Annotated in this window: 12 protein-coding genes; 1 reads left to right on the top strand and 11 read right to left on the bottom strand. The window is 72.4% G+C overall.

What is annotated here, in order from left to right:
• The 8 genes from R2D22_RS03235 to R2D22_RS03200 all read right to left on the bottom strand — a co-directional run bounded on the left by R2D22_RS03235 (position 1) and on the right by R2D22_RS03200 (position 13134).
• Positions 1–1959: a heparinase II/III family protein gene (locus R2D22_RS03235; protein WP_318101071.1), complete on the bottom strand. Its 1959-nt coding sequence runs from the start codon at positions 1957–1959 to the stop codon at positions 1–3.
• Entirely contained in the window at positions 1956–4145 is a 2190-nt protein-coding gene (locus tag R2D22_RS03230; RefSeq protein ID WP_318101070.1) for a bi-domain-containing oxidoreductase, read from the bottom strand. Before R2D22_RS03230 ends, R2D22_RS03235 begins: the two co-directional genes overlap by 4 nt.
• Positions 4146–4164: 19 nt before the next feature.
• Positions 4165–6099, bottom strand: a complete 1935-nt coding sequence (gene asnB, locus R2D22_RS03225; RefSeq protein WP_318101069.1) for an asparagine synthase (glutamine-hydrolyzing) — start codon at positions 6097–6099, stop codon at positions 4165–4167.
• 3 nt (positions 6100–6102) lie between these two features.
• Positions 6103–7623 carry a Wzz/FepE/Etk N-terminal domain-containing protein gene (locus tag R2D22_RS03220; RefSeq protein ID WP_318101067.1) on the bottom strand — a complete coding sequence of 507 codons (1521 nt, stop codon included), beginning with the start codon at positions 7621–7623 and terminating at the stop codon, positions 6103–6105.
• The gene (locus R2D22_RS03215; RefSeq protein ID WP_318101065.1) at positions 7620–9014 is read right to left on the bottom strand and encodes a Wzz/FepE/Etk N-terminal domain-containing protein; all 1395 of its coding nucleotides are present in this window, start codon (positions 9012–9014) and stop codon (positions 7620–7622) included. Before R2D22_RS03215 ends, R2D22_RS03220 begins: the two co-directional genes overlap by 4 nt.
• Positions 9011–10276 carry a glycosyltransferase family 4 protein gene (locus tag R2D22_RS03210; RefSeq protein ID WP_318101064.1) on the bottom strand — a complete coding sequence of 422 codons (1266 nt, stop codon included), beginning with the start codon at positions 10274–10276 and terminating at the stop codon, positions 9011–9013. Before R2D22_RS03210 ends, R2D22_RS03215 begins: the two co-directional genes overlap by 4 nt.
• Positions 10266–11582 carry a nucleotide sugar dehydrogenase gene (locus R2D22_RS03205; RefSeq protein ID WP_318101063.1) on the bottom strand — a complete coding sequence of 439 codons (1317 nt, stop codon included), beginning with the start codon at positions 11580–11582 and terminating at the stop codon, positions 10266–10268. Before R2D22_RS03205 ends, R2D22_RS03210 begins: the two co-directional genes overlap by 11 nt.
• A gap of 73 nt (positions 11583–11655) precedes the next feature.
• The gene (locus R2D22_RS03200) at positions 11656–13134 is read right to left on the bottom strand and encodes a sugar transferase (protein WP_318101061.1); all 1479 of its coding nucleotides are present in this window, start codon (positions 13132–13134) and stop codon (positions 11656–11658) included.
• 406 nt (positions 13135–13540) lie between these two features.
• On the opposite strand from R2D22_RS03200, the gene R2D22_RS03195 reads away from it, so the two are divergent.
• The gene (locus tag R2D22_RS03195) at positions 13541–14932 is read left to right on the top strand and encodes a DUF5685 family protein (RefSeq protein ID WP_318101059.1); all 1392 of its coding nucleotides are present in this window, start codon (positions 13541–13543) and stop codon (positions 14930–14932) included.
• Positions 14933–15008: 76 nt separating this feature from the next.
• Here the strand turns inward: R2D22_RS03195 and R2D22_RS03190 are convergent, their stop codons facing one another.
• From R2D22_RS03190 to R2D22_RS03180, 3 genes are read right to left on the bottom strand one after another with little or no spacing between them, the layout of a single operon-like run.
• On the bottom strand, positions 15009–19523 hold the full coding sequence (locus tag R2D22_RS03190) for an SAV_2336 N-terminal domain-related protein (protein WP_318101057.1): 4515 nt from the start codon (positions 19521–19523) through the stop codon (positions 15009–15011).
• Positions 19523–20545 (bottom strand): AAA family ATPase, encoded by a 1023-nt coding sequence (locus R2D22_RS03185; protein WP_318101055.1) that lies wholly within the window; start codon positions 20543–20545, stop codon positions 19523–19525. The genes R2D22_RS03190 and R2D22_RS03185 overlap by 1 nt, the downstream gene beginning before the upstream one ends.
• The gene (locus R2D22_RS03180) at positions 20545–22578 is read right to left on the bottom strand and encodes a VMAP-C domain-containing protein (RefSeq protein WP_318101054.1); all 2034 of its coding nucleotides are present in this window, start codon (positions 22576–22578) and stop codon (positions 20545–20547) included. Before R2D22_RS03180 ends, R2D22_RS03185 begins: the two co-directional genes overlap by 1 nt.
• Positions 22579–22589 lie beyond the last annotated feature (11 nt).

Here is a 22589-nt window from a genome sequence, read left to right as displayed (position 1 = left end):
CTAGCCGCGAAACCCGAGTACGGTGATGAACTCCCCCGACTTCGCGGTGCCGTCGGCGAAGCCGGTGCCGACCAGCGTCGTGGTGGGCTCCTTGCGCCCGAAGCCGGCCGAGTACCAGCCCAGCGGCGGATCGGTCTCGCCGCGATGTGCCTGCCAGGACAGCTGCTCGGGCAGATCGAGCACCGCGGAGCGGTCCTCGCCGTCCCGGGTCCAGGTGAGCACCGCCCGGTTCCCCACGAGCTCCGCGGCGATCGCCGGACCGAGGTGGAACGCGAGGCGCACCGTCCCGCGGTCGCCGCGGACCTCGTCGACCACGCGCAGCTCCTCGCTCGCGGCGGTCAGCTCCACCCGGCGCCGGTGCACGGAGCGCTCGTATCCGTCGTGCTCGGCGCACCAGCGGGCCACCGCCTCGGTGGAGGTGTCCGCGACCAGGACGCGGCTACGGGCATGCCGGGTCCACAGGAACGGGCCACCGGAGACGGACTGGTCACCACCGTCCCATTGCAGGGTGTTGTGGCCGAGGGTCGACCGGAAGTACTGCCGCCACTCGGGCTGCCCGTGGTAGCAGAACGTCCCCGGGTCGGCGAGTACGTCGACCCCGTCGTGCCGGACCTCCACGGACAGCGCGTCCGCGTGGGCGTGCGCGGCGATGGACAGGAATCCGTGTGGACCGCCGTCGCAGCGGACCCAGACCTTCCCAGGGCCCCGCAGGATGGTGAGCCCCGCGTCGGCGAAATGGGCCGGGCGGCTCGCCGGGCGGGTCACGGTTCCGTTCTTCGCGTACGGCCTGACGAGCGCCGCCAGTAGGGGCGTGCGCACATCAGTGCCGGTCACCACGGGCCACCAGGCGAGCCGGCCGAACACGGCGTCCCCGGTCGCCAGCAGCGAGGCCCAGCGGTCGGTGCCCGCGCCGTCCAGGACCAGGCCGTGCCCGTCGTCCGCGTCCCCCTGGCGCGGCGGCCGCAGCCGGTCGTCCACGACGGCCGCGAGCGCGTCGGTCATCCGCAGCAGGACCAGCCGGATCGACGCGGGGACCGGCACATCGGCGGCATCCGCCTCGGCCACCGCGGCCAGGCCGAGCTCCAGCACCAGTCCGTGGTACTCGGTGGCCAGCTCGCGGTTGAGGCCGGAGACGAAGGTGTTGCTCCGCAGATGACGCTCCAGCGACCGCAGCGCGTCGGCTCGCCAGCGCTCCGAGGAGGGGAACCAGTCGAACGCACAGGCAGCCGCGAACTGCCCCGCGGCCTCGGCGATGACATGGTTGTTCGCCGAGGACCCCCGGCTGGGGAAGGCGGCCAGCCAGCGCTGGTGGTGCCAGATCTGGTTCAGCGCCACCGGGTTGCCCTCGAACAGCCCGGCCGCGCCGGACCAGCCGTCGAGCAGCCGGCGGATCCACACCCAGGACAGCAGCCGGATCCCCAGCTCGATGCCGCTGATCCAGTGCGCACCGCGCAGCGGCGCGTTACCCGCCCACCACGACCGCAGGTGCGCGGCGACCCGCTCGGCGTACCGCTCGTCCCCGGTGATCGCGTATGCGGCGGCGAGCACCGTGAGGTACTGATGCCGGGACAGCTCCCAGATCTGCTTGATGTCCCCGACCGCGTCCTCGTTCCGGTACGGCACGTCGAAGGCGTAGCCCGACGGTGCCCGGCGCCCGGTCTTCGGGTCGCGCCACCAGTCCGGGTCGACCAGGTCGTCGCGGGGCACCCCGAAGTACTCGGCGTGCCCGGCCATCAGCCGGTCCGCCTCGGCGACGAGGCGCTTCGCGGCGTCCGGCGGCAGCGTGTCGATCGTGCCCACGGGCAGTCCCGCGGTGAACCGGGCGCCGGTCACACCGGGGGAGTGGGGCGGCGCCGAGCGCCAACGCCGCCTGCGCAAGGCGTCGCCCGCCCGGTCGCCGACCTCCCGCGGCCCCATGCGGGACAGCCGCCGCAGGTACCAACCCGCGCTCATGGTCATCGCGCCCTCGCCAACGTCACCGGCGCGCCGCCCGCCAGGGCGGTCCGCACGGCGAGGGTGGCCGCCGTGGTGGCGACCAGCGACTCCAGCGGCACCGGCATCGGCCCGCCGGTCCGCACCGCCTTGACGAACGCGGCCAGCTCCGCGTTCTGGCCCTTGTCCCGGGCCTTCGGCAACCGCGAGCTGACCCACCGCTTGCGGCTGTACACCGAGGCCCGGACGAAGTCGTCCAGCCGCAGCACCTTGCCGTCCGCGACGAGGTCCAGCGTCTCCTTGGGGAAGCCGGGCGCGCCGGTGGTGACGTAGCTGATGGTGGCGGTGGACCCGTCGGCGTAGCGCAGCACTACCTGCAGGTCCTCGTTGCCGGCCGTCGCGACGGCGTACACCGAGACCGGGTCGGCGTCGAGCAGCCAGCTCGCCGTGTCGATGAAGTGCCCGCCCTCACCGGCGAACCGCGAGCCCTCGGTGCCCTGCTGCAGGTACCAACTGCCGTGCTGCAGTTGACCCGCGTTGACCAGGTAGCGGAGGCTGGCCGGACCGGTCCGGGCGCCGAACCGCGTCCTGGCCTCCTGCAGGAGCGGCGCGAACCGGCGGTTGAAGCCCACCTGCAGCCGGTCGTTGCCGGACTCCTCCACCGCCGCGAGTACACCGGCCAGCTCGTCCTCGGTCAGCGCCAACGGCTTCTCCACGAACACGGCCTTGCCGGCAAGCAGCGCCTTCCGGGTCAGCTCGGCGTGCGAGCTGTGCCGGGTGACCACGAACACCGCGTCGACGGACGGGTCGCCGAGCACGGCGTCGAGATCGGTGGTCGCACGGGCGAAGCCGAACTTCCGCTGCGCGTTGGCCGCGGACAGCGCCGTCGTGGTGACGACGGCCGACAGCTCGACGCCGTCGCGCTGTGCCAGGTGCGGCAGCAGCATCGACGTCGCGTAGTTTCCCGCGCCGACGAACGCCAGCCGCACCGGTGTTCCGGCGGGCCTGCCGGAGCCGGCCACCGCGCCGCTGCCTCGCTCGACCGCGGGCACCGTCACCACCGGGGCCTCCGATTCGCCTTCCGCCGCCGGTTCGGGATACCGGAACAGCACGGCCACGGCCTTCAACTCGCCGTCCTTCAGGCGCCGGTACGTCTCGACGGCGTCGTCGAAGTCGGCGATGTGGGAGACCAGGGGCCCCACGTCGACGCTGTCGCGGGCGAGGAGATCGAGGAAGCACGCCAGGTTGCGACGCTCGGTCCAGCGCACGTAGCCGATCGGGTAGTCCCGCCCCTCGAGCTCGTACTCCGGGTCGTAGCGCCCGGGGCCGTAACTGCGGGAGAACCGGACGTCGAGCTCCTTCTCGTAGTACGCGTTCCACGGCAGGTCCAAGCGGCACTTGCCGATGTCGACGACCCGGCCGCGGTCCCGGCACAGCCGGGCGGCCAGTTCGACGGGCTGATTGCTGCCGCCGCCGGCGGCCAGGTACACCTGGTCCACGCCGTGGCCGTCGGTGAGCTCGGCGACGGCGGCCTCCACGGCCGCGGACGCGGGATCGCCGCAGGCCGCGGCGCCCAGGCTCTCGGCGAGCTCGCAGCGCACCGGGTCGGGGTCGACTCCGACGACGCGGACCCCCGACGCGACGAGGAGCTGCACCACCAGCTGCCCGATCAGCCCGAGGCCGATGACCAGCGCCGCGTCGCCGAGCCGCGGCTCGCCCTGGCGGACGCCCTGCAACGCGATCGACCCGACGGTGCCGAAGGCCGCGTGCTGCGGCGCGAGGCCGTCCGGCACCCGGGCGTAGAGGTTCTTCGGTACCCAGTTCAGCTCGGCGTGCAGCGCGTGCTCGTTGCCGGCGCAGGCGACGAGGTCGCCGACCTTCACATCGTCGATCCCGGTACCGACCTGCTCGACCACCCCGCACAGCGAGTAGCCCAGCGGGGTGTAGGAGTCCAGCTTGCCCATCACCTTGCGGTAGGTGGCGGGCACGCCGTTGGTGGCCACGCTCTGCATGACCTTGGCCACCTGGTCCGGCCGGGAGCGCGCCTTGCCCAGCATCGACATGCCGGCCTCGGACACCTTCATGAGCTCGGTCCCGGTGGATATCAGCGAGTAGGCGGTGCGGACCAGCACACCGCCCGGCTTGCACCCCGGCACCGGCACGTCGAGCACCGCCAGCTCGCCGCTCTTGTAGTTCTGCACGACCTGTTTCAACCCGAACTCCTCTGAATTCCTAAGCCGTCAACCGATTGATCCGGCCGGACCCGGAGGTCGCGTCGCGGTACCAGTACTCGAGCGTCAGCACGTGCCACAGATGCTTGGAGAAGTCCCGCTGCCCGGCGGCGTCCTCGGCGACCATGCGGGCCAGCGCGTCGCGGCGCAGGAGCCCCGAACCGACGAGCACGCCGTCGTTCACCACCTCGCGTACCAGCGGCGCGAGATCCCGGCTCATCCAGGCCCGCAGCGGGGCACTGAACAGGCCCTTGGGCCGGTACACGATCTCGCGCGGCAGGATCGAGGTCGCCGCCTCCTTGAGGACGGCCTTGCCCTGCCGTCCGACGATCTTGCGATCGCCGGGCACGGCGAACGCCGCCCTGACCACCTCGACGTCCACGTACGGCACCCGCACCTCGGTCGACGCGGCCATGCTCGACCGGTCCGTGTACGCGAGGTTCAGGCCCGGCAGGAACATCCGGGCGTCGCCCAGGCACATGCGGTTGACGAAGTCGTCGAGCTCGTTGTCCTCGTAGACGTCCGCATGCTCGGTGAGCACGTCCTCGACGGTCCCGGCCAGGTCCGGATCGACCAGGGCGAGCAGCTCGTCCCGGTCGTACATGGTGTAGCTGCGCCGGAACGCGGTCTCCTCCGGCAGGTCGGCGAAGGAGAGGAACCGCTTCGCGAACCGCACCGACCGGTACCCCCGGCGGGCCGTGGCGACCGGCAACCGGTCGACGGCCGCGGACAGGCCGCGCCGCAGGGGCCGCGGGACGCGCTGGTAGCGCAGCGCGATCAGGTTGGCCAGATGCTTGCGGTAACCGGCGAACAGCTCGTCGGCGCCCATCCCCGAGAGCATCACCTTGACCCCGGCCTCCCGGGCGGCCGAGCAGATCAGGAAAGTGTTGATCGCGGCGGGGTCGCCGATCGGCTCGTCCAGGGAGTACGTCATCTGCGGCAGCAGATCCAGCACGTTCGGGGCGATCTCGATCTCGTGCAGGTCTACGCCGAACCGTCGGGCCACCTGCCGGGCATAGCGCAGATCGTCCGGCATGGCCTCGAACTTGGCGTCCTCGGCGCGGAATCCGATCGTGTACGCGGAGATCCCGGGCTGGTGACGGGCCGCCAGCGCGGTCAGATAGCTGGAGTCGAGACCGCCGGAGAGGAAGGTCGCCACGGGTACGTCGGCGAGCAGATGCCGCTTGGTCGACTCCTCGACGATGGCGGCCAGATCCGGCTGTTCACCGCTCAGGGCCCGCTCCCGGCCCTCGGCGGCGACATCCTTGAGGTGCCAGAACCGGCCGCGTTCCGTCCGGCCGTCGGGCCGGCATCTCAGCCAGCTGCCCGGCGGCAGCTTCTCCGCCTCGCGGAACGCGCACCGCGAGTCCGGCACCCAGTAGTACAGCAACGAGGCCACCAGCGCCCCGTGGTCCACCTCCAGCGATCCGCCGGTGGCGGCGGCGAGTGCCTTGAGCTCGGAGGCGAACACCAGACCGTCGCCGCGGCGGAGCAGGAACAGCGGCTTGATGCCGAGCTGGTCGCGGGCGAGGACCAGGTCACCGGTTCGCTCGTCGAAGATCCCGAACGCGAACATGCCGCGCAGCCGGGGCAGACAGTCCGTACCCCAGCGCCGCCAGGCCTCGAGCACCACCTCGGTGTCGGACGTCCCGCGGAAGCGCACCCCCGCGGCGGCCAGTTCGGCGCGCAGCTCGGGCGCGTTGTACAGCTCGCCGTTGTACGTCAGGACGAGGCCGTTCGAGACCATCGGCTGGGCGCCGGTCTCGGACAGGTCGACGATGGCCAGCCGGCGGTGCCCGAGGTGCACCTCGCTGTCACCGACCGGGTGGCTGTACCTGCCCGCCCCGTCCGGGCCCCGGTGGGCGAGGGTGTCGGTGAGCCGGTCGGTCACCGCCTTCCCGTCCGGCCATCGGTACGTGCCTGCGATGCCACACATGTCCTACCGCACCTCCTGGTCGTTGTCCGGGACCCGCGCGGCCCACTTCGGTACCCGCTCCGCCAGCCGCCGGCCGGCCATGTCCTGCCGGGCCGGCCGCTCGTTCCTGCCGCGCAGCGCGGTCTGCAGCCCGTCCCACAGCGTGCCGTCCGTCCGGTCACGCGGATCGGGGTCGATCAGCACCACACCGATCACCGGAATGTGCTGGTCCGCGAGCTGACGCGCCACGGTGTGCAGCCACGCGGCGCTGCCGTGCCCGGCACGCACGACCAGCACCGTCCGAGTGCCGAGGTACTGGAGGTCGGTCCACGCCGCGCCGGGCGCCACCGAGCCGACCCCGACCCGGCGCTCCTGAGGAGAGAGGGACGCGGCACGCTCGCCGCCGACCACGGTCGGGTCTCCCGGCTTCGGGCGGCGGTCGGCGAGGTGCGGCCCGGGCAGGCCGTCGATGACGGCCACCGGCCCGTCCGCCGCCAGTGCCCTGGCGAGGTCCAGGGCGATCGCACTCGTGCTGCGCGCACAGCCCAGTTCCAGGAGAGACAGCGGTTCCGCGGAGCCCCGTACGGTGCGCGCCAGGGACGCGGTGAGGCGTTCGCGTGCCGCCCGGATCCGGCGGCGCCGCCACAACCCGCCCGATCGGAGCGGCAGTTCCGCGATGACCGAGGCGCCGAGGTTCGCCGCGATCTCCCGGCGCAGCACGGGGCGGTCCGCCACCACCGCGGTGACCGCGGCCACCGCGAGTCCGAGGGCGAGTCCGAGGGCGAGCCCGATCGCGGCGTCGGTGGCGGCCGCCTTGGCCAGGGAGTGCCGCACGGGGCGTGGGGCGTCCACGATCTGTGTGCCGGCGATGAGATGGGGCGCGCCGATGCGCGCCTCGGTGGCGCGCTGATCGAAATCGGCGATCCGTGAGGTGAGTTCGGCCCGGCGGGCGAAGAGCGACTCCATGTCCGCCGATGTCTTCGGCCCGCTCGTCGGCGTTCGGTCCCCGATCGACTTGTTGACCTGCGTGAGTTCCGCCCGCAGCCGGTCACGCTGGTCGAGCAGGGCCTTGGCCTCGGAGTTCGCGGCTTCCTTGATCCGCCTCACATGGTCCGCGATGAACGCGTCGGCCAGCGCCTGGGCGCGGGCCACCGCTTCCGCGTCGCTGTCACCGGTCACGTTGATCTGCAGCACGTTGTTGGTCAGGCCGACACCCTCGTAGTCCTTCATGAACTCCTCGGGTTCCTCGGTGGAGTTGAGGGACTTCAGGGCCTTGCCGCCGATCCGGGTGGTCTGCAGCAGCGCGACATCGGTGCGGATCAGTGTTCCGGGGTCGTTCGGCTGGTCCTCCTGATGCGCGACCAGCAACTTGGTCACGGCGGTCGGCGGCGGCGGCAGCAGGACCGCCAGCGCCACGCCGGCGAGCAGCCCCAGGAGCGCCAGGGAGCCCCAGAGGCGACGACGCCTCCGCACCGCCACAACCAGCACGTGCAGGTCGAGCAGCGGAGCGGCGGTCGGTGCCTCCGACGTCGTACTCGTCGTCACCCCGAACCTCCCGTCGAGTCGGCGCCGACCGCGAGCGCCGGTGCGGCGGCGTCCCGATGACGTCCGGCGGCACGCGACGGACGGGACCGGACCGGGTCGGCGAGGACGATGCCGATGACCTCGTGCCGGGCGTCGGCACACGCCTCGGCGATGCCCGCCAGCTCCCCTGCGGTCCAGCTGCCCGCGCTGAGCACGACGACGGCACCGGACTCGTCCTCGCGGTCCGGAACCATAGGCCGGGACACCGACACCTCCACCACCCGCAGCTCTGGACGTCCCCTGCTCGAAGAGCCCGGGGAAGGAGCGCTCTCCGCCTCGGTGACGAGCTGCCCGGCTGCCCGACGGGCGCTCTCGTCCCCGTCCGGGACGACGAACAGCACCCGCAGGGGTGCCGACACCCGTTCCCGGAGCCGGGCGGACACCCGCCGGTAGCGGACCTTCCTGCCGGCCTCGTCGCCGGAGGTCCGCGGGGTCGGCATGTCCCACCGGATGTCGAGGCCGAGCAGCCGGCGGATCAGGGCCCGCGGGCCACGGCGTTCCGCCTGGTGCCCGGAAGGCTCACCGGGTACGTCGACGGTGCCGAGCAGCGTCGAGCCCAGTGCCGCGGCGATCTCCGGCTCGGTGCGCAGCCGGCGGCTCATCCGCGCGGCGGCGAGGTGACCGATGACCGTGAGCAGGAAGAACAGCAGCGCTCCGGCGCCGATGAGCTGCGTCCTCGTCGGCGGTGCCTCGTCGGCCGGCCGGACCGCCGGGCCCATGACGACCAGGTTGGCCTTGGCGGCTGCCGGGTCGACCTCCGCCAGCTTGTCCACGGCCTCCTGCAGGGAGGTGCGCAGCTTCGCGAGCTCGGTACGGGTCTGCACGCTCTCCACGCTCTGCCCCGAACCGGCCGCATCGGCCAGCTCCGCGATACGGCGGCTGGTCTGTGTGACCAGCTGACGCAACGCCTCGGGCGCCGCCGCCCCTTCGGCGGTGCTGTCGCCCTCGATCTGCTCGACGAACGTGACGAACTGCTGGGCCACCTGGTCCGAGAGTCGCTGGGCGCGCTCCGGGGTCTCGGCCGTGCCCGAGATCTTGATGATGTTCCCGTCGGCGGCCTTGGCGGTCACCTGTTCCCGCAACTCGTTGCCGTCGACCCCGGGCAGGCCGAGCGCGGCGGCGGCGCGTTCGAGCACCACCGAACTGGTCGCGATCTCCGACTGGGTCAGCAGCTCGCGCTCCCCCCACGCCCCCGGCATCAGGACCGATGCCGAGGTCGTGTAGCGCGGCGGCATCAGCAGCGAGATGCCGAAGCCGACGAGCGCACCCACCAGGGTGAGGAGGGTGAGAAGCCGCCGGCGCCGACGGAGAATCCGCCCGATCGTGACCAGGCGTATCGAGTCATCGCTCAACGACGCGGCCTTCTCCCTGACCTGACCGGGCCGGCCCCCGTCACGGGAGCGCGGTCGCGGACGGCGACGGCGTACGCGGCCAGCAGCGCTTGCTGCGAGCGCCGCCATGAGAGCTCCCCGCTGATCCGCTCCTGGCCGATCTTGCCCATCCGGGCCCGCTCCTCCGGATCGTCGAGGAGCCGCGCGATGAGCCCGGCGAACTCGCCCTCGTCGTCGGCGGTCGCGTAGACGGCGGCGTCACCGGCGGAGACTCGCGCCTCCCGGAGGTCGAACGAGACGATCGGCCGGCCCATGACCATGTACTCCAGGACCTTGTTCATGGTCGACACGTCGTTGAGCGGATTGCGCGGGTCGGGGGAGAGGCACACGTCCGCGGTGGACAGGTAGCGCACCAGGTCGGCGTCCGGAATGCGTCCGGTGAACTGCACCTGCTCCGAGAGCCCGAGCCGCCGGGACAGCTCGACCATCGCGTCGAAGGCGTCGCCGGCGCCGACGAACACCGCGTGCCAGTCGGCCCGCCCGAGCTCGTCGCGCAGCTTCGCGAGGGCCCGCAAGGCGTAGTCGACGCCGTCCTGAGGGCCCATCACCCCGAGGTAGCACAGCAGATGAGGCTTGCCGCGCTTGAGGTCCGGCTCGGCCGGCACCGGGTGGAAGCGTTCGATGTCGGGCGCGCTGCGCACCACGAAGACGTTCTCCGGCCGCACACGCCCGCGGCGCAGTGCGACGTTTCGGTAGCTCTCGTTCGTGGCGAGCACGACGTCCGCGGTCCGGTAGGTCATCCGTTCCAGCGCGCACACGGCCCGGTAGAGCAGGTCCTTGCCGCGGCCGAACCGGGAGAGGTACAGCTCGGGGACCAGATCGTGCTGGTCGAAGACGAACCGCGTCCCGCGCCGCTTCAGCCACAGCGCAGGCAGGAACAACAGGTCCGGCGGATTGCAGGCGTGGACCACGTCGACCGGGCCGACCTTGCGGGCCAGCCGGAACGTGTGCCACAACGCCGTTCCGTACTCCTGCAGGAAGCCGGCCGGCCCTCCGGTGGCCGCGCGCAACGGGTAGCGGTGGATCCGCACCCCGTCGATCACCGCCTCCGGTTCCCTGTCCCGCTTCTCCCCCCGGGGACAGATGACGTGCACCTCCCAGCCGGCGTCGCGCAGCGTCGTGCACTCCTGCCACACCCGCCGGTCGAACGGCACCGACAGGTTCTCCACCAGGATCAGCGCGCGCCGGCCGAGCCCGTCGCCGCTCTTCGTGTCACCAAGCAAGGCCCATGTACCCCGGTTCGGCCCGGCGCGCGTCGGCGTCGGGAAGGCGGACGAGGTCGACGATCAGCGGGCCGTCGCCATGGGGCAGCGCCGCGAGCACGGCCGGATCCATGGTCCCGACCAGGCACACCTCGGCATGGTCGAGCACCTCGTCGACGGACTCCGCGAGCAGCTGCGCGAGGTGCGGCAGCCGGGTCTCGATGTACTCGCGGTTGGCGCCGAGCAGCCGGGAGAGGTTCACGTTGGGGTCGTAGATCCGCAGGTCGTACCCCTTGCCGAAGAGCCTCTCCGCCAGCTCGACGAGCGGGCTCTCACGGAGGTCGTCGGTGCCGGGCTTGAACGACAGCCCGAACAGACCCACCCGGCGCTTGCCGGTGCGCTCGACCAACTCCACCGCGCGGCGAAGATGTTCGGAGTTGGAGGGCAGCACGTGGGCGAGGATGGGCACCGAGACGTCGGCGCGCTGTGCCGCGTGGACCAGGCTGCGCAGGTCCTTGGGCAGGCAGGAGCCGCCGAAGGCGAAGCCGGGCCGCAGGTAGGCGGGGCTGATGTTCAGCTTGCGGTCGGCCAGGAACACGTCCATCACCTGGTGGGAGTCCACCCCGAGCGCCTGGCACACCGCGCCCAGCTCGTTCGCGAAGCCGATCTTGAGGCCGTGGAACGCGTTGTCCGCGTACTTGATCGCCTCGGCGGTCGGGATCGGCACCCGGAACACCTCGCCGGGCAGTCCTTCGTACAGTGCCGCCACGATGTCGCCGCTCGCCGGGTCGAGTTCGCCGATGACGGTCTTGGGCGGGTCGAAGAAGTCCCGCACGCTCGTGCCCTCGCGCAGGAACTCCGGGTTGACCGCGACGCCGACGTCCACCCCGGCGGTGCCGCCGACGTACTTCTCCAGGATCGGCACCAGCAGGTTCAGGCAGGTGCCCGGGAGCATGGTGCTGCGGAACACGACGGTGTGCGCCCCACCCCGCTCCGCCAGCGCGGCGCCGATCTCCTCGGTGACCCGCTCCAGATACGTGGTGCACAGGCTGCCGTTGGGCTCCGACGGCGTGCCCACGCAGACCAGCGACACGTCGCTCTCCATGATCGCCTCGCGGACGTCGCCGGTGGCTCGTAAAGCTCCGGTCCGCACGACCTCGGCGATGAGTTCGCCGATCCGTTCCTCGACCACCGGGGCCTTGCCGTCGTTGACCAGGTCGACCTTCACCTGGTTCACGTCCACCCCGATGACCTCGTGACCCATGCCGGCCAGGCACGCGGCCGACACGCAGCCCACGTAGCCGAGCCCGAAAACGCTGACTCTCATCTCCCGTTCCTCCCCCCTGGCAGGCCCTTCCGGCCCGCGGTCCGTATCCCGGCCGGACGACGATCCCCATGCATCAGTAGGCCCCCTGGCCGTAGAGCACCGCCCGCAGCGTCTTCCACAAGATCACCGTGTCCAGTGCCAGCGACCAGTCCTCCACGTACCGCAGGTCCAGCCGGACCGCTTCCTCCCACGACAGGTCGCTGCGTCCGCTGATCTGCCACAGACCGGTGAGCCCGGGCTTGACCAGCAGCCGCCGCCGGATGTCCGGGCCGTACGCGGCGGTCTCCTCCGGCAAAGGCGGCCGCGGACCCACGAGCGACATCGATCCGGTGAGCACGTTGAAGAGCTGCGGGAGTTCGTCGATCGAGTACCGGCGCAGCACTGATCCCACCCGGGTCACCCGCGGATCCCGGCGGAGCTTGAACAGTGGGCCGGCGCCCTCGTTGAGGTCGGCCAGCTCGGCACGCGCCGCGTCGGCCCCGGCGACCATGGTGCGGAACTTGAGCATGGTGAACTCGCGGCCGTCCCTGCCGACCCTGCGCTGGCGGTAGAACGCCCCGCCCCGGCTCTCCAGCAGCACGAGCAGCGCGACGAACACCATCAGGGGCGCGAACAGCATCAGCAGGATCACCGCGCCCAACCGGTCGACGACCCCCTTGACCGCCCGGCGGCCGCCGGTGAAGGTCGGCATGCTGACCCGCAGCAGCGGGATCCCGAGCACCGCGTCGACGTGCAGCCGCGGTCCGGCCACCTCCATCAGCACGGGGGCCACGATCATCTCGGCGTCGCTGCCCTCGAGGTTCCAGGCCAGCCGCTTCAGCCGGTCGGGCGACCAGTGCGGGTCCGGAGTGACCGCGACGACGCGGTAGCCGTCGCGGTGGACGTGGCCGGCGACATCCGTCAGCCGGCCGACGACCGGAACTCCGTCGAGTCGGTCACCGTCGGGCCCGAGACCGTCCGTGGTGCACACCGCCTCCACCCGCCAGCCGAGGTGCGGGAACTTGCGGGTCCGGGTGATCAGATCGCGCAGCGTGGCCGGGCTGCCGGCAGCGAGCACGGGTCTGAGGCATCGTCCTTCGTTCCGCTGCCTGTGCAGCCAGAGGCGCAGCAGATACCGAGCGGTCATGGTGACGAGCGCGATCGCCGGGATCGCGACGAAGATCCAGAGCTTGATGTTGCGCGAGGTGAGGGCGATCCCGCCGAGCGCCAGCACGACGGTCGCCGTCAGCAGTGAGCGACCGAGCCGGCGGAATTCCTCGGCGCCCTGGCCGAGCACCGCCGGAGCCCACGACCGGCTCACCGCGAGCGCCCCCAGCACCAGCAGCTCGGTGCCGAAGGCGAGAATCCCCCATTTCTCATGCCAGTTGGCCGCGTCCCGGGCGCCGAAGAAGTTGCCGATCGTCGCCACCACGAAGGCGGTGGCGACGGTGTCGCTGGTGATCACGGTACGGCGGTACCGCTGTTCCCAGTCGCTCGTGGTCCGGCTGATCTCCCCGCTCGCCACACGTCCGCCCGCCGGTGGAAACGGGCTGACCAATCCCCCTTGCCGCACAGAACCCCCCAGGTCCCCAGTGGTTCGACATGTTCGTCCAACACTGTTCCTCGCTCCGGGAGCCCCCCGCCCCCGGTGAACGGCACACCGGCCGATGCGCGCTACTTGAACACCCACCCGAGCGGCAGCAGACTCGTATGTCCTGCCGGAGTCCCGAGGTACGCGGAAACCCGCCTGCTGGCTGTCCGTAGCGCGCAGATCACTGTTTGTTGCGTGCGAAGCATGGTCAATGTAGACCATAGGACCCGACCGAGTGAGGGGAATGTGTGCAACGTGTGCGCAAACTTTGAAGCTCGATCCGCCGAACGCTGACCACCGGCCACCCGGAAGGTCGACGAGCTTCGTATGGAAGGCTGTTGCGACGGCCTACGCGGCCGGACAACTGTTCCTACGGGGGAGAACTTCGGTGTTCGGAATCATCAGGCCGTGCCGCCATCGGCTGGGCGAGGGCCTGCGTACCGAGTGGATGGCGCATCTGTGCGGGCTGTGCCTGGCGTTGCGCAGCGAGTACGGGCAGTTCGCCAGGGTGGCCACCAACTACGACGGCCTGATCATCTCGGTGCTGACCGAAGCGCAGTCGGAGCGTTCCGGGGACTGGCGGCGAGGCGCCGGTCCGTGCCCGCTGCGCGGGATGCGGTCGGCGGACGTGGCACAGGGTGAGGGCGCCCGGCTGGCGGCGACGGTGTCGCTGGTGCTGGCCGCGGCGAAGGTGCGCGACCATGTGGCCGACGGCGACGGCCTGTTGGGCCGCCGCCCGGTGGCGACGGCGTCCCGCCGGATCGCCCACCGCTGGGCCCGTGCGGGCGCCACGGGCGGCGAACGACTCGGCTTCGACACCGGGGTGCTGCTCGAGGCGGTCGAGCGCCAGCCGGAGATCGAGCGTTCGACCGGACCCGGTGGCTCTCTGCTGACGGTCACGGAGCCCACGGAGACGGCGACCGCGGCAGCCTTCGCGTACACCGCGGTGCTCACGGACCGCCCGGGCAACACAGGACCGCTGTCGGAAGCCGGCCGCCTGTTCGGCCGGCTGGCGCATCTGCTGGACGCGGTGGAGGATTTGGACGCGGACGAGGCGTCAGGCGCGTGGAACCCGATCGCGGTGACCGGCGCACACCGCGCCGAGGTGCGCCGGCTATGCGACGACGCCGTCCATGGAATCCGACTCGCCCTGTCCGACGCCGAGTTCGTCGACGGGCGGCTCGTACAGGCGCTTCTGGGCGGCGAGTTGGAGCGTGCCGTCGAGCGAGCCTTCGACCCTCGGCATCGTCACCATGAGCACCGTCGGCAGGCGCGGGGCCCGCGCATGCTGCCCTGGCTGGGACGTCGTACGGCGACGGAAACGCCGGCGGAGACCGGCACGGGCGCGGCCTGCGGCGTCGGGGTGCTCACGGGCGCGGCCCCGGTGGGCGGAGCGATGGCCTCGGGCCGACCGCCGGAGGGGCAGTGCCGACGGTGCGGCGAGTGGCGCCGGTTGTGCGCCGATTGCGGGTCGTGCTTCAACTGCTGCCGCTGCGACGACGGCCAGGACGACGGAGAATCCTGGCAGTTCGGTGACGGCAACCGCAACGGCGGCTCGACTCGGGACGGTTCCGGCAGGGACGGTTCAGGCGGTGACGGCTGGTTCGGCGGCGGTCAGGGCGGCGGCAACTCAGGTGGCTCCTCGGGTGGTTGGGGCGGCGGCCAGGGATCCGGGGGCTCGGGTGGCTCAGGTGGTTCCGGCGGTGGCTCGGGTGACGGATGCGGCGGCGGCGGTGGCTGCTGCAACCCGTGCAAGTGCTGCTGCGACTGCTGCGACTGAACGCCACACGCGGGCGCGACGGAAGGGGTGCCTGGCCCGGGTGAAAGCCCGGGCCAGGCGCCCCCTTCGAAACCTCTCAGAGGTCGATCTTGAGCGCATACAGGCTGCCGTCGATGACGAGGCTCAGGTAGCGGTACGTGAGAGCCAGTGCGGAGGCGGGGGCCGGGAGATGGATCCGGTGCACGTCGGGCTCCGCCTGGGTGAGGTTCCAGATGTAGGCCACCGGGTCGTCGGCCCCGGTGGCGACGGCGTGCGGGACACCGCCCACGAGCCCGGCTACGACGGTGCCGACGGGGGACCCGAGCCAGAGTGTGTGCAGGCGGGCGCGGCGCTGGAGGTCCCAGGTCTGCGCCCTCCCGTCCGCCGTCCCGGCAACGGCCACGGGCACGGCGTCGACGTACGTGCAGGAGACGGTGGTGACGGGTGCCGCGAACGGCAGGGCGAACCGGTTGTCGTCCTGGTCCAGAGCGTTCACGTGCAGGCGCTCCCTGGCGGCGGCGACCACATGCGGCCGGCCGGACACATGCGTGCGCGCCATGTCCACGATGCCGCTCGACAGGGTCAGCGTGCGCCGGATGGCTCCGGTCACGGCGTTCCAGAGCTCCGCGTGCAGCCCGTTGACGGGTGTCGCGACGACGTAGGCACCGTCGTCCAGATCGAAGCCCGTCGCGGCCACCGGCGGACCGGAGGACGCCCGGTGGCGGTGCTGGGCCCACACCGAACCGTCGTCGAGACGCAACAGCGTCGCGAATCCCTCGGCGTCCAGGGCGACCACGTGCGGCGTTCCGTCGGGGTGCACGCACGTGAGCGTGGCAACGCCCCCGCTCGTCCGGGTTCGCGACAGCCTCTGCCCGGTGGACAGGTCCCGGACCTCGACGAATCCGCCCTCGTGACCGGACGCGACGAGGGGCTTGGCCCGGGCCACCGCGGACTCCACGGCGGTGACGGCCTCGTCCTCGGTGCACCAGTGGGGAGTCCAGATACAGTCCTTCGCGAGCGCGCGTGCGAGATCCACGTCTCCGTGACTCAGAGCGCCGAACGCGAGGATGTCCCGGCGGGCGGCGGGGGAGAGTTCCGTCCGCAGCCGTTCGTACGACTGCTGGTACACGGCGACGTCGCGCCGCCGACGCCCGTCCTCCAAGGAGGCCAGGGCGTCCAGGAGGTCCGGGGTCGGGTCCGCCGCCACGAGGAAGCCGGTGTCGTCGAGCAGCGTGCCGAGCACGTCGCCGTCGGCCGCGTGCGAGGCCAGGTGGCGGCGTGTGTAGCGTCCGGCGCGGGGCCAGTCCGGGCCCGAGAGGCCCGGGCGGGGTGGCACCAGCGAGGTCAGGGTCTGCGTGATCGCGGCCTGATGGGCCGTCTGGTCGTCGTCGATGCGCAGGGCGTCCGCGAGTGCCGGGTGCGGGAGGCGGAACCAGACGCCGTCGGGGCCGGCGGACATCACGATCAGCTCGTCGGTGTGCGAGGCGAACCACTCGATATCCCTCGACCGGCAGCGCCCGCCGAACACCGCGGTCGTCATCGCCTGCCACTCGGTGACCGAGACGCCCTGCCCCTTGGCGTACGCCAGCGACTTCAGGAGCCGGCGGACGGTGTCCCGGGCCGTCTCGTCGAAACGCTGGACGAACGCGTCGAGCGCGCCGGCGATCTCGGGTACGGTGACGCCGCCCGTGTGCCGCTCGCGGTCGGTCAGCTGTCGCACACGGTCGACCAGCAGCCGGGCCATCGTCCTCGACTGCCCGGAGAGCAGTGCGATCTGGTCGGCGAGCACTCGCGCCTCGTTCCTGGGCACGGCGCCGGGCGAGAGGAGGGAGTGGACGTACTGCTCCATGGGGAGCCGGTACTCGGGGCTGTCGAGGTCGATGACGAGCGCTTCGCCGTCGAGGATGAGCTCCTCTCCCGGCCCGGGAGCCGCGATGACCTTGACGTTCCGCAGGGCGGCCAGCGCGTCGATCGTGTCGGCGTGGTGCGTGCCGACGTCGTCGGCGACGACGACGACCTGTTCGCCGGTGGAAGGAACCCCGCCGACCTCGGCTTCGCGCAGCGTGAGGTACCGGGCGGCCGCCGGCGGGAGTGTTTCCTGCGGCAGTCCCTGCCGCAAGGGGTTGCCGGGAGCGCCCAGCTCGATCACGTCGCTGAGGAGGCTCAGCCGGCCGAAGCCGTCGGAGCCGACGACCAGACAAGTGCTCCCGACGCCGGTCCGCAGCCAGGTCGACACCGCGGTGAGAGCGGCGACGTTCGGTGCGAATTGCCGCGATGCGTAGGAGGGATTCGGGAAGAACGGGGCCGGCGTGGCGTCCGAAGTCCTGGTGCTGAGACGGACCTCCTGCGGGGTCTGGTTGCCCCGGAGGATCTGCCCCAGCCGCTGGTGGAACCTCTCGACCGACACGAACGGGACCGCCGGATCGGCCTCCGGAGTCCTCAGAGCATGGGACACCGCCTTGGTGAAATCGCTGCCGTCCGCGCTCTCGCGGCTGATCGGCATCGTCAGTGCCCAGATGTTCGTCGTTGCGCGAGCCGCGTCGAACACGTACCGAAGAGGATGGTCCTCGTTCGCCGCGTGGTGGAGCGAGGTGTCGAACAGGAACAGGACATGCCCGACTTCGCTCCGCAGCAGCCCGGCGAAGGCGTCCTCCAACGGCAGGAGCCCCGCCTGGGTGTCGGAGCCGTGGTCCGTCGCCACGAGGGCGGCCCGGCCGTTCGGAAAGCCGGCGTGGCCCGCGTAGTACACCGCGACCGCGTCGTCGGCGTGCAGTCCGACGGCCTCGGCCCATTCGGTGACCGCACGCTCGATCACCGACGCGGACGGGTTCAGGAGGCTCAGCGGGTGCTCGTAACTCAGGTGGCCGAACGCTTCCCCGACGCGGAGCACATCCTCCCGAACGCCCCGTACCGGTCCGTCCGCGTAGTCCGACACCGCGATCGTGATCAGGAACCGGCGGCCCTCTCGAGCCACCCGCGGCCGCTCCTCCTCCCGTTCCGCCTCCGGCAGACCGTCCCGCCGCGTTGCGACCCGCGCCACCCCCCGCCCCTGCTTGCGCCGGACCAGACTGTGCACCTCCGCCCAGTGTCTGGCGCCGACCGGGAGGGTCAGCGGGCCGTCCGGGTCGGTGACCGCCGCGGTGAAGCGGGCGGTGAAGCCGGGGGAGTGGCGCTCGTAGTAGGTGGAGACCGCGGTGATGACGTCGTCGGCCTCGTCGCGGCGGAGGGTCGACAGAAGACGTTCGCGGACGCCCGGGGCGAAGTCGTACGCGCGGTCCAGGGGTCCGTCGGCGCGGGTGGCGGCGCCGACGCGCTCCAGAAGCCCGCTGTAGACGATCTCCGCCAGGTCCGACGGCGGGCTGTCCGGGACCATCGCGGCCTGGACGGTCCGCATCACCGCCAGGTTCAGCGGCGCCGCCGCCAGGTACGTGGCCAGCCGGAAGACCTCCGGGTGAGCACGGGCGCGGAACTCCTCGAACCCCGCGCGGGGTTCGGGAACCCGCGGTGTGCACCCGGGCGGCGCCGCCGGGACCACGACCGCCGCGCTGTCGAACGCCCCGGGCCCTGCCACCGCCCGCGCCCACGGGGCCAGCCACTCCGGCGTGATGCCGAGCACGGGCACCGCGACAGCACCCGGGGCCGTCGGCGTGGCGTCCAGGCGGTACCCCTCGTACAGCAGGCGGGTGTTCGGGCCGCCCGCCTCCGTGCTGCGGAAGCGGCCGGGCTCCGGCGCCAGGGCCGTGCTGTCCCAGACCCGCTCGGGGAGCGCCTGCAGGATCGCTGTCGGGCCGCCCGTCGCCCAGGTGTGCAGGGGTCCGAGCAGCGTCCGGGTGCGCCAGGCGGGAGACACCCCGTCGGTGAGGACCAGTGTCAGCGTGCGGCCCGCCGGGTCGACCGACAATCCCGGTGCGCGCACCTGGTGGTCGGGGACCGCGGGCCCCGCGGCGAGGCCCGCCGTGCCGTCGGCGCGCGGGAGCAGGTGGTGGAGCCGTACGTCACGGAACGCGCCGAGCCGTTGCAGCAGTGTGCGCAGTTCGCGGCCGAGCGGCTCCCAGAACGCCGCACCGCCGTCGAACGCGTCCAGGACGAGCGAGACGTCGAGCCAGCGGTCGGCTTCAGGGACGAGCACGGGCAGCCAGTGCCCGTGCTCGGCGATCCGGCCCGCCGTCGCGTCCTCGTCCAGCACGGTGCGTACCGCCGAGGGCACCCGGCGCTTCAACGGCCGCAGCGCGCGCCCGAGTTCCCGGGCACGAGGCAGGGCGGCGGGACCGGATACCCGGACCGGCGCGGCCCGTTCGGTCGCGGCCGTGCCCGTCACCTCGGCCCGTTCCTCTTCCGCCGCCGCCCCGTCGTCGTGCTCTGGGCCCGGCAGGAACAGCCGCGTGGGAGGCGCGTCGACCTCCGCGGGCGGGCCCGCCGCGCCGTCGGCCGACGTCGTGCGATCCGAGGCCTCCGGGCGCGGCCGCCCGGCCGTCGCATCCGCGTCGTCTCCGGCCGCCGGCCCCGGCAACGCGCCCGCCAACCACAGGAGCTCCGCGACCTCCCGGGCGTTCGGTGGCGCGTTCCCCCCGTCCGGATCGAGGGCACGCAGCAGCGCGGCCAGCCGCTCCATCACGACTCCGCCGGGACCGTCACATTGAGATGGTGGAAGACCAGCTCGCTCAGCCGGTCCAGGTCCGGGGCGCCGGCGCCGCTGGTGCGGCTCATCAGGTAGACGGCGTTGAGGAGTTGGTCGGTGGCCAGCTCGCCCGACGCGGCGCGCCGCAGGAACCGCGCGATGACCGCGTCGGCGTGGCCGTCCGCGCCGGGCAGATGGGCACGGACGATGGCGCGCAGCCGCTCGTCGTCGTCCACGGCCGGTAGGTGCAGCCGGACGCAGCGGCGCAGGAAGGCGGGCGGGAACTCGCGTTCGCCGTTGCTGGTGAGGATCGTGAACGGGAAGGCGTGGCAGCGCACCGTTCCGCGGACGACCGACACCGCCTCTCCGTCGTCCGCGGGGCGGACGCGCACCTCGGGTTGCGTGTCCGCGACGCGGGACAGCTCCGGGATCTCGAAGGAGCCCTCCTCGAACACGTCGAGGAGGTCGTTCGGCAGGTCGATGTCGCACTTGTCGATCTCGTCGATGAGCAGGACGCGGGGCAGCGCGTACGGCGCGAGGGCGGTGCCGAGCGGACCGAGCCGTACGTACCGGCCGAGGTCGGCGGCGCCCTGGCCGCCGCCGGTGCCCAGCTCGCGGGCCACGCCGGCCTCCTCCAGCCGGCCGAGCGAGTCGTACCGGTACAGGCCGTCGCGCAGTTCGGTCTTGCTGTTGACCGGCCAGCGCAGTACCTGACCCAACTTCAGCTCCCGGGCGACCGCGTGCGCCAGGGTCGACTTGCCGACCCCGGGGTCGCCGGTCACCAGCAGCGGCCGACGCAGGTACAGGGCGGTGTTGACCGCCTCCACGGTGCCCTCGTCCGCCCGGTACGCGTCGGCGCCGGGCAGCCGACGATCGGCGCCGCCGTCGTCGGCGGTGCGGTCGAACGGCGTGAGCCGCCCGTCGTGCGCGAAGTCCCGCCACGGGGGCGGGTCGGGCAGCTCGTCGATGCCGTCGTGCGGTTCGCTCACACCGCGGTAGATCAGCCATTCGCCCATCAGGATCTTCCTTCCTCGGCCGGAGCCAACGGCACGGGCGGGATCTGCCGCCGTGGGTCGTCCCAGAGCAGCACGATGTCCTCGCCGATGTGGTCGCCGCCGTCCTGTCGCGGCAGCAGAGCGCCGAGGCGTAACCTCCGAACTTGTTCGGGGAGTTCGTCGCGGGCGGCATGCCCCAGGTGCTTGCGGGCGGCCGTGTAGAACGAGCCGGTGCAGGACTGCCGCCCCGGCACCCCGCACGGCGTGCCGTCCCCGCGCTCGCAGGCAGCGCTGTTGCGGTGCCACATCATCATCGGCACCCCCGAGACCACCGCCACCCGGTACGCGTCCCCGACCGGCCCGGATCGGGGCGAACCCGCCAGGGCGAGCGCGGCCAGCGTCTCGTCCAGCTCGAACGAAGCCCCCAGGGCCGCCTCGTGCTGGGCGTCCCGGCCACAGACGCACACCAGTGCCTCGCCGACCGTCCGGTCATCGAGCTGCCGCCAGCGCCGCTCCAGCGCCCCGCGCAGGGCCGGCGCCTCGTGTCGCTCCAACGGGCGCACCACGACGTGCTGTTTGCCGCCGAGCCGCCACGATTCCCACGGTGGGGGCATCCGGACCTGCGGGAACCCCTCGTCGAGCGCCTCCTTGGGCAGGATCAGCTCGATGAGACCGGTCTCGCCCGACTCGCCCATGATCTTGACCTGTTCGGGCAGCCGCTCCGACAACAGGGCGACCGCGTCGGCCAGTGGCAGCGCGTCCGACTCCGGGCCCGCGGCCGTGACGTCCGTCGGCGAACGGAACCGCCACACCATCACGTGGTACAAGCGCCGGTCGCGCATCGAGTGCCGTATCCTGCCGACGACCGACGGCCGGGTGTCATGGGGCGCCGCGTCCCGCATGTCGCATGCCCCCGCCCCGAGTCCGATCGCCCCGGTCCCGCTCGCCTGCGTGGCGTACGACCGGGGGCCCGCGTCCAGCCGTCGCCGCGCCTCCTTCCCGAGGCGGAGCTCGCCGGCCGCGATGAAGACATGGTCCCGCAGCATCAGAGCCGCATCCGCCCCGCTCTTGCCCCGCCCCGCGTCCGGTCCCTCGTCGCGGGTCGCCTCGCGGGTGCGGTCCGCCGCGAAGGCCAGTTCGTACGGCAGCACACCCGGGTCCGGGGGCATCAGCGCGGCCAGGTCCGTGAACACGTCGCGGTGGTCGAGGAGCGGCGGGCCCGGCGGCGGGGGCATGCCCTCCGGCGACGCGGCCACGTACGCCGCCATGTGCGACGCGGCCTCGGTCCGTACCGGCAGCTCGGCCAGCACCCCCAGGAGAGCTCGGGCCGAGGCGGGTGCGAGCTGCGTGGCCGCGGCACCGCCCGCCTCCTCCGCGACCCGGTCGGACAGCGCCGCCCAGCGCTCGTCGGCCAGGTGGAAGCGGTCATGGGCGCGCATCAACTCCCGGTACACGGACGGTTCCAGCAGTCGCAGCGCGGTGACGGGCGTGCCCAGGCCGCCCATGTCCGTGTCCTTCTTCCGGGTCGCCTTCACGACGGCGCAGACGCCCCCGGAGCGGTGGTTGAGCACCGGACCGCCGGACAGCCCGTGGTTCACCTCGCCGCCCGTCAGCTCGACCATGGGGCCGCCCTGGAACGAGTGCCGGCCGCCGACGGTGAGCAGAGCCATCCGCTCCGCTGCCGCACGGCGGTCGTACACGCCGGAGAAGCCGACCGCGGTCAGCTCGGTGCCCGAGGCGATCGGCAGGGTGTCCAGCCAGACGCAGGGGTGCCAGGCCGGCGGATCGGCCAGTTCCACGATCGCCAGATCCGGGTACGGCCACAGTCCGTCGCCCCGGGCCGCTGCCGAGGCCGCGCGGACCACACCGGTGTACTCCGCGCCGCCCCACACCACCGGCACCCACGTCCCGGGCGCTGACCCGGCGACATGTGCGCAGGTCACCACGTATCCGGGCGCGACGAGGAAGCCGGTGCCCTGCGTCACTCCGGTGACGAGGACACGGCAGTTCTCCAGCAGACTCTGGAGCCGGGACAACGAGGTCTGTCCGCTCACGGGTACGGGCC

Origin of the sequence: Streptomyces sp. HUAS YS2 (assembly GCF_033343995.1) — a bacterium.
In the GTDB taxonomy this organism is placed as follows: domain Bacteria; phylum Actinomycetota; class Actinomycetes; order Streptomycetales; family Streptomycetaceae; genus Streptomyces; species Streptomyces solicathayae.
Note: the sequence above shows the minus strand (reverse complement) of the source record. Positions and strands in the feature narration are given on the sequence as shown.

What these genes read in the sequence shown, in the direction of transcription:
- R2D22_RS03205 (WP_318101063.1), bottom strand. Translation starts at nt 11,582, where the DNA reads ATGAGAGTCAGCGTTTTCGGGCTCGGCTACGTGGGCTGCGTGTCGGCC.
- R2D22_RS03190 (WP_318101057.1), bottom strand. Translation starts at nt 19,523, where the DNA reads ATGGAGCGGCTGGCCGCGCTGCTGCGTGCCCTCGATCCGGACGGGGGG.
- R2D22_RS03235 (WP_318101071.1), bottom strand. Translation starts at nt 1,959, where the DNA reads ATGACCATGAGCGCGGGTTGGTACCTGCGGCGGCTGTCCCGCATGGGG.
- asnB (WP_318101069.1), bottom strand. Translation starts at nt 6,099, where the DNA reads ATGTGTGGCATCGCAGGCACGTACCGATGGCCGGACGGGAAGGCGGTG.
- R2D22_RS03185 (WP_318101055.1), bottom strand. Translation starts at nt 20,545, where the DNA reads ATGGGCGAATGGCTGATCTACCGCGGTGTGAGCGAACCGCACGACGGC.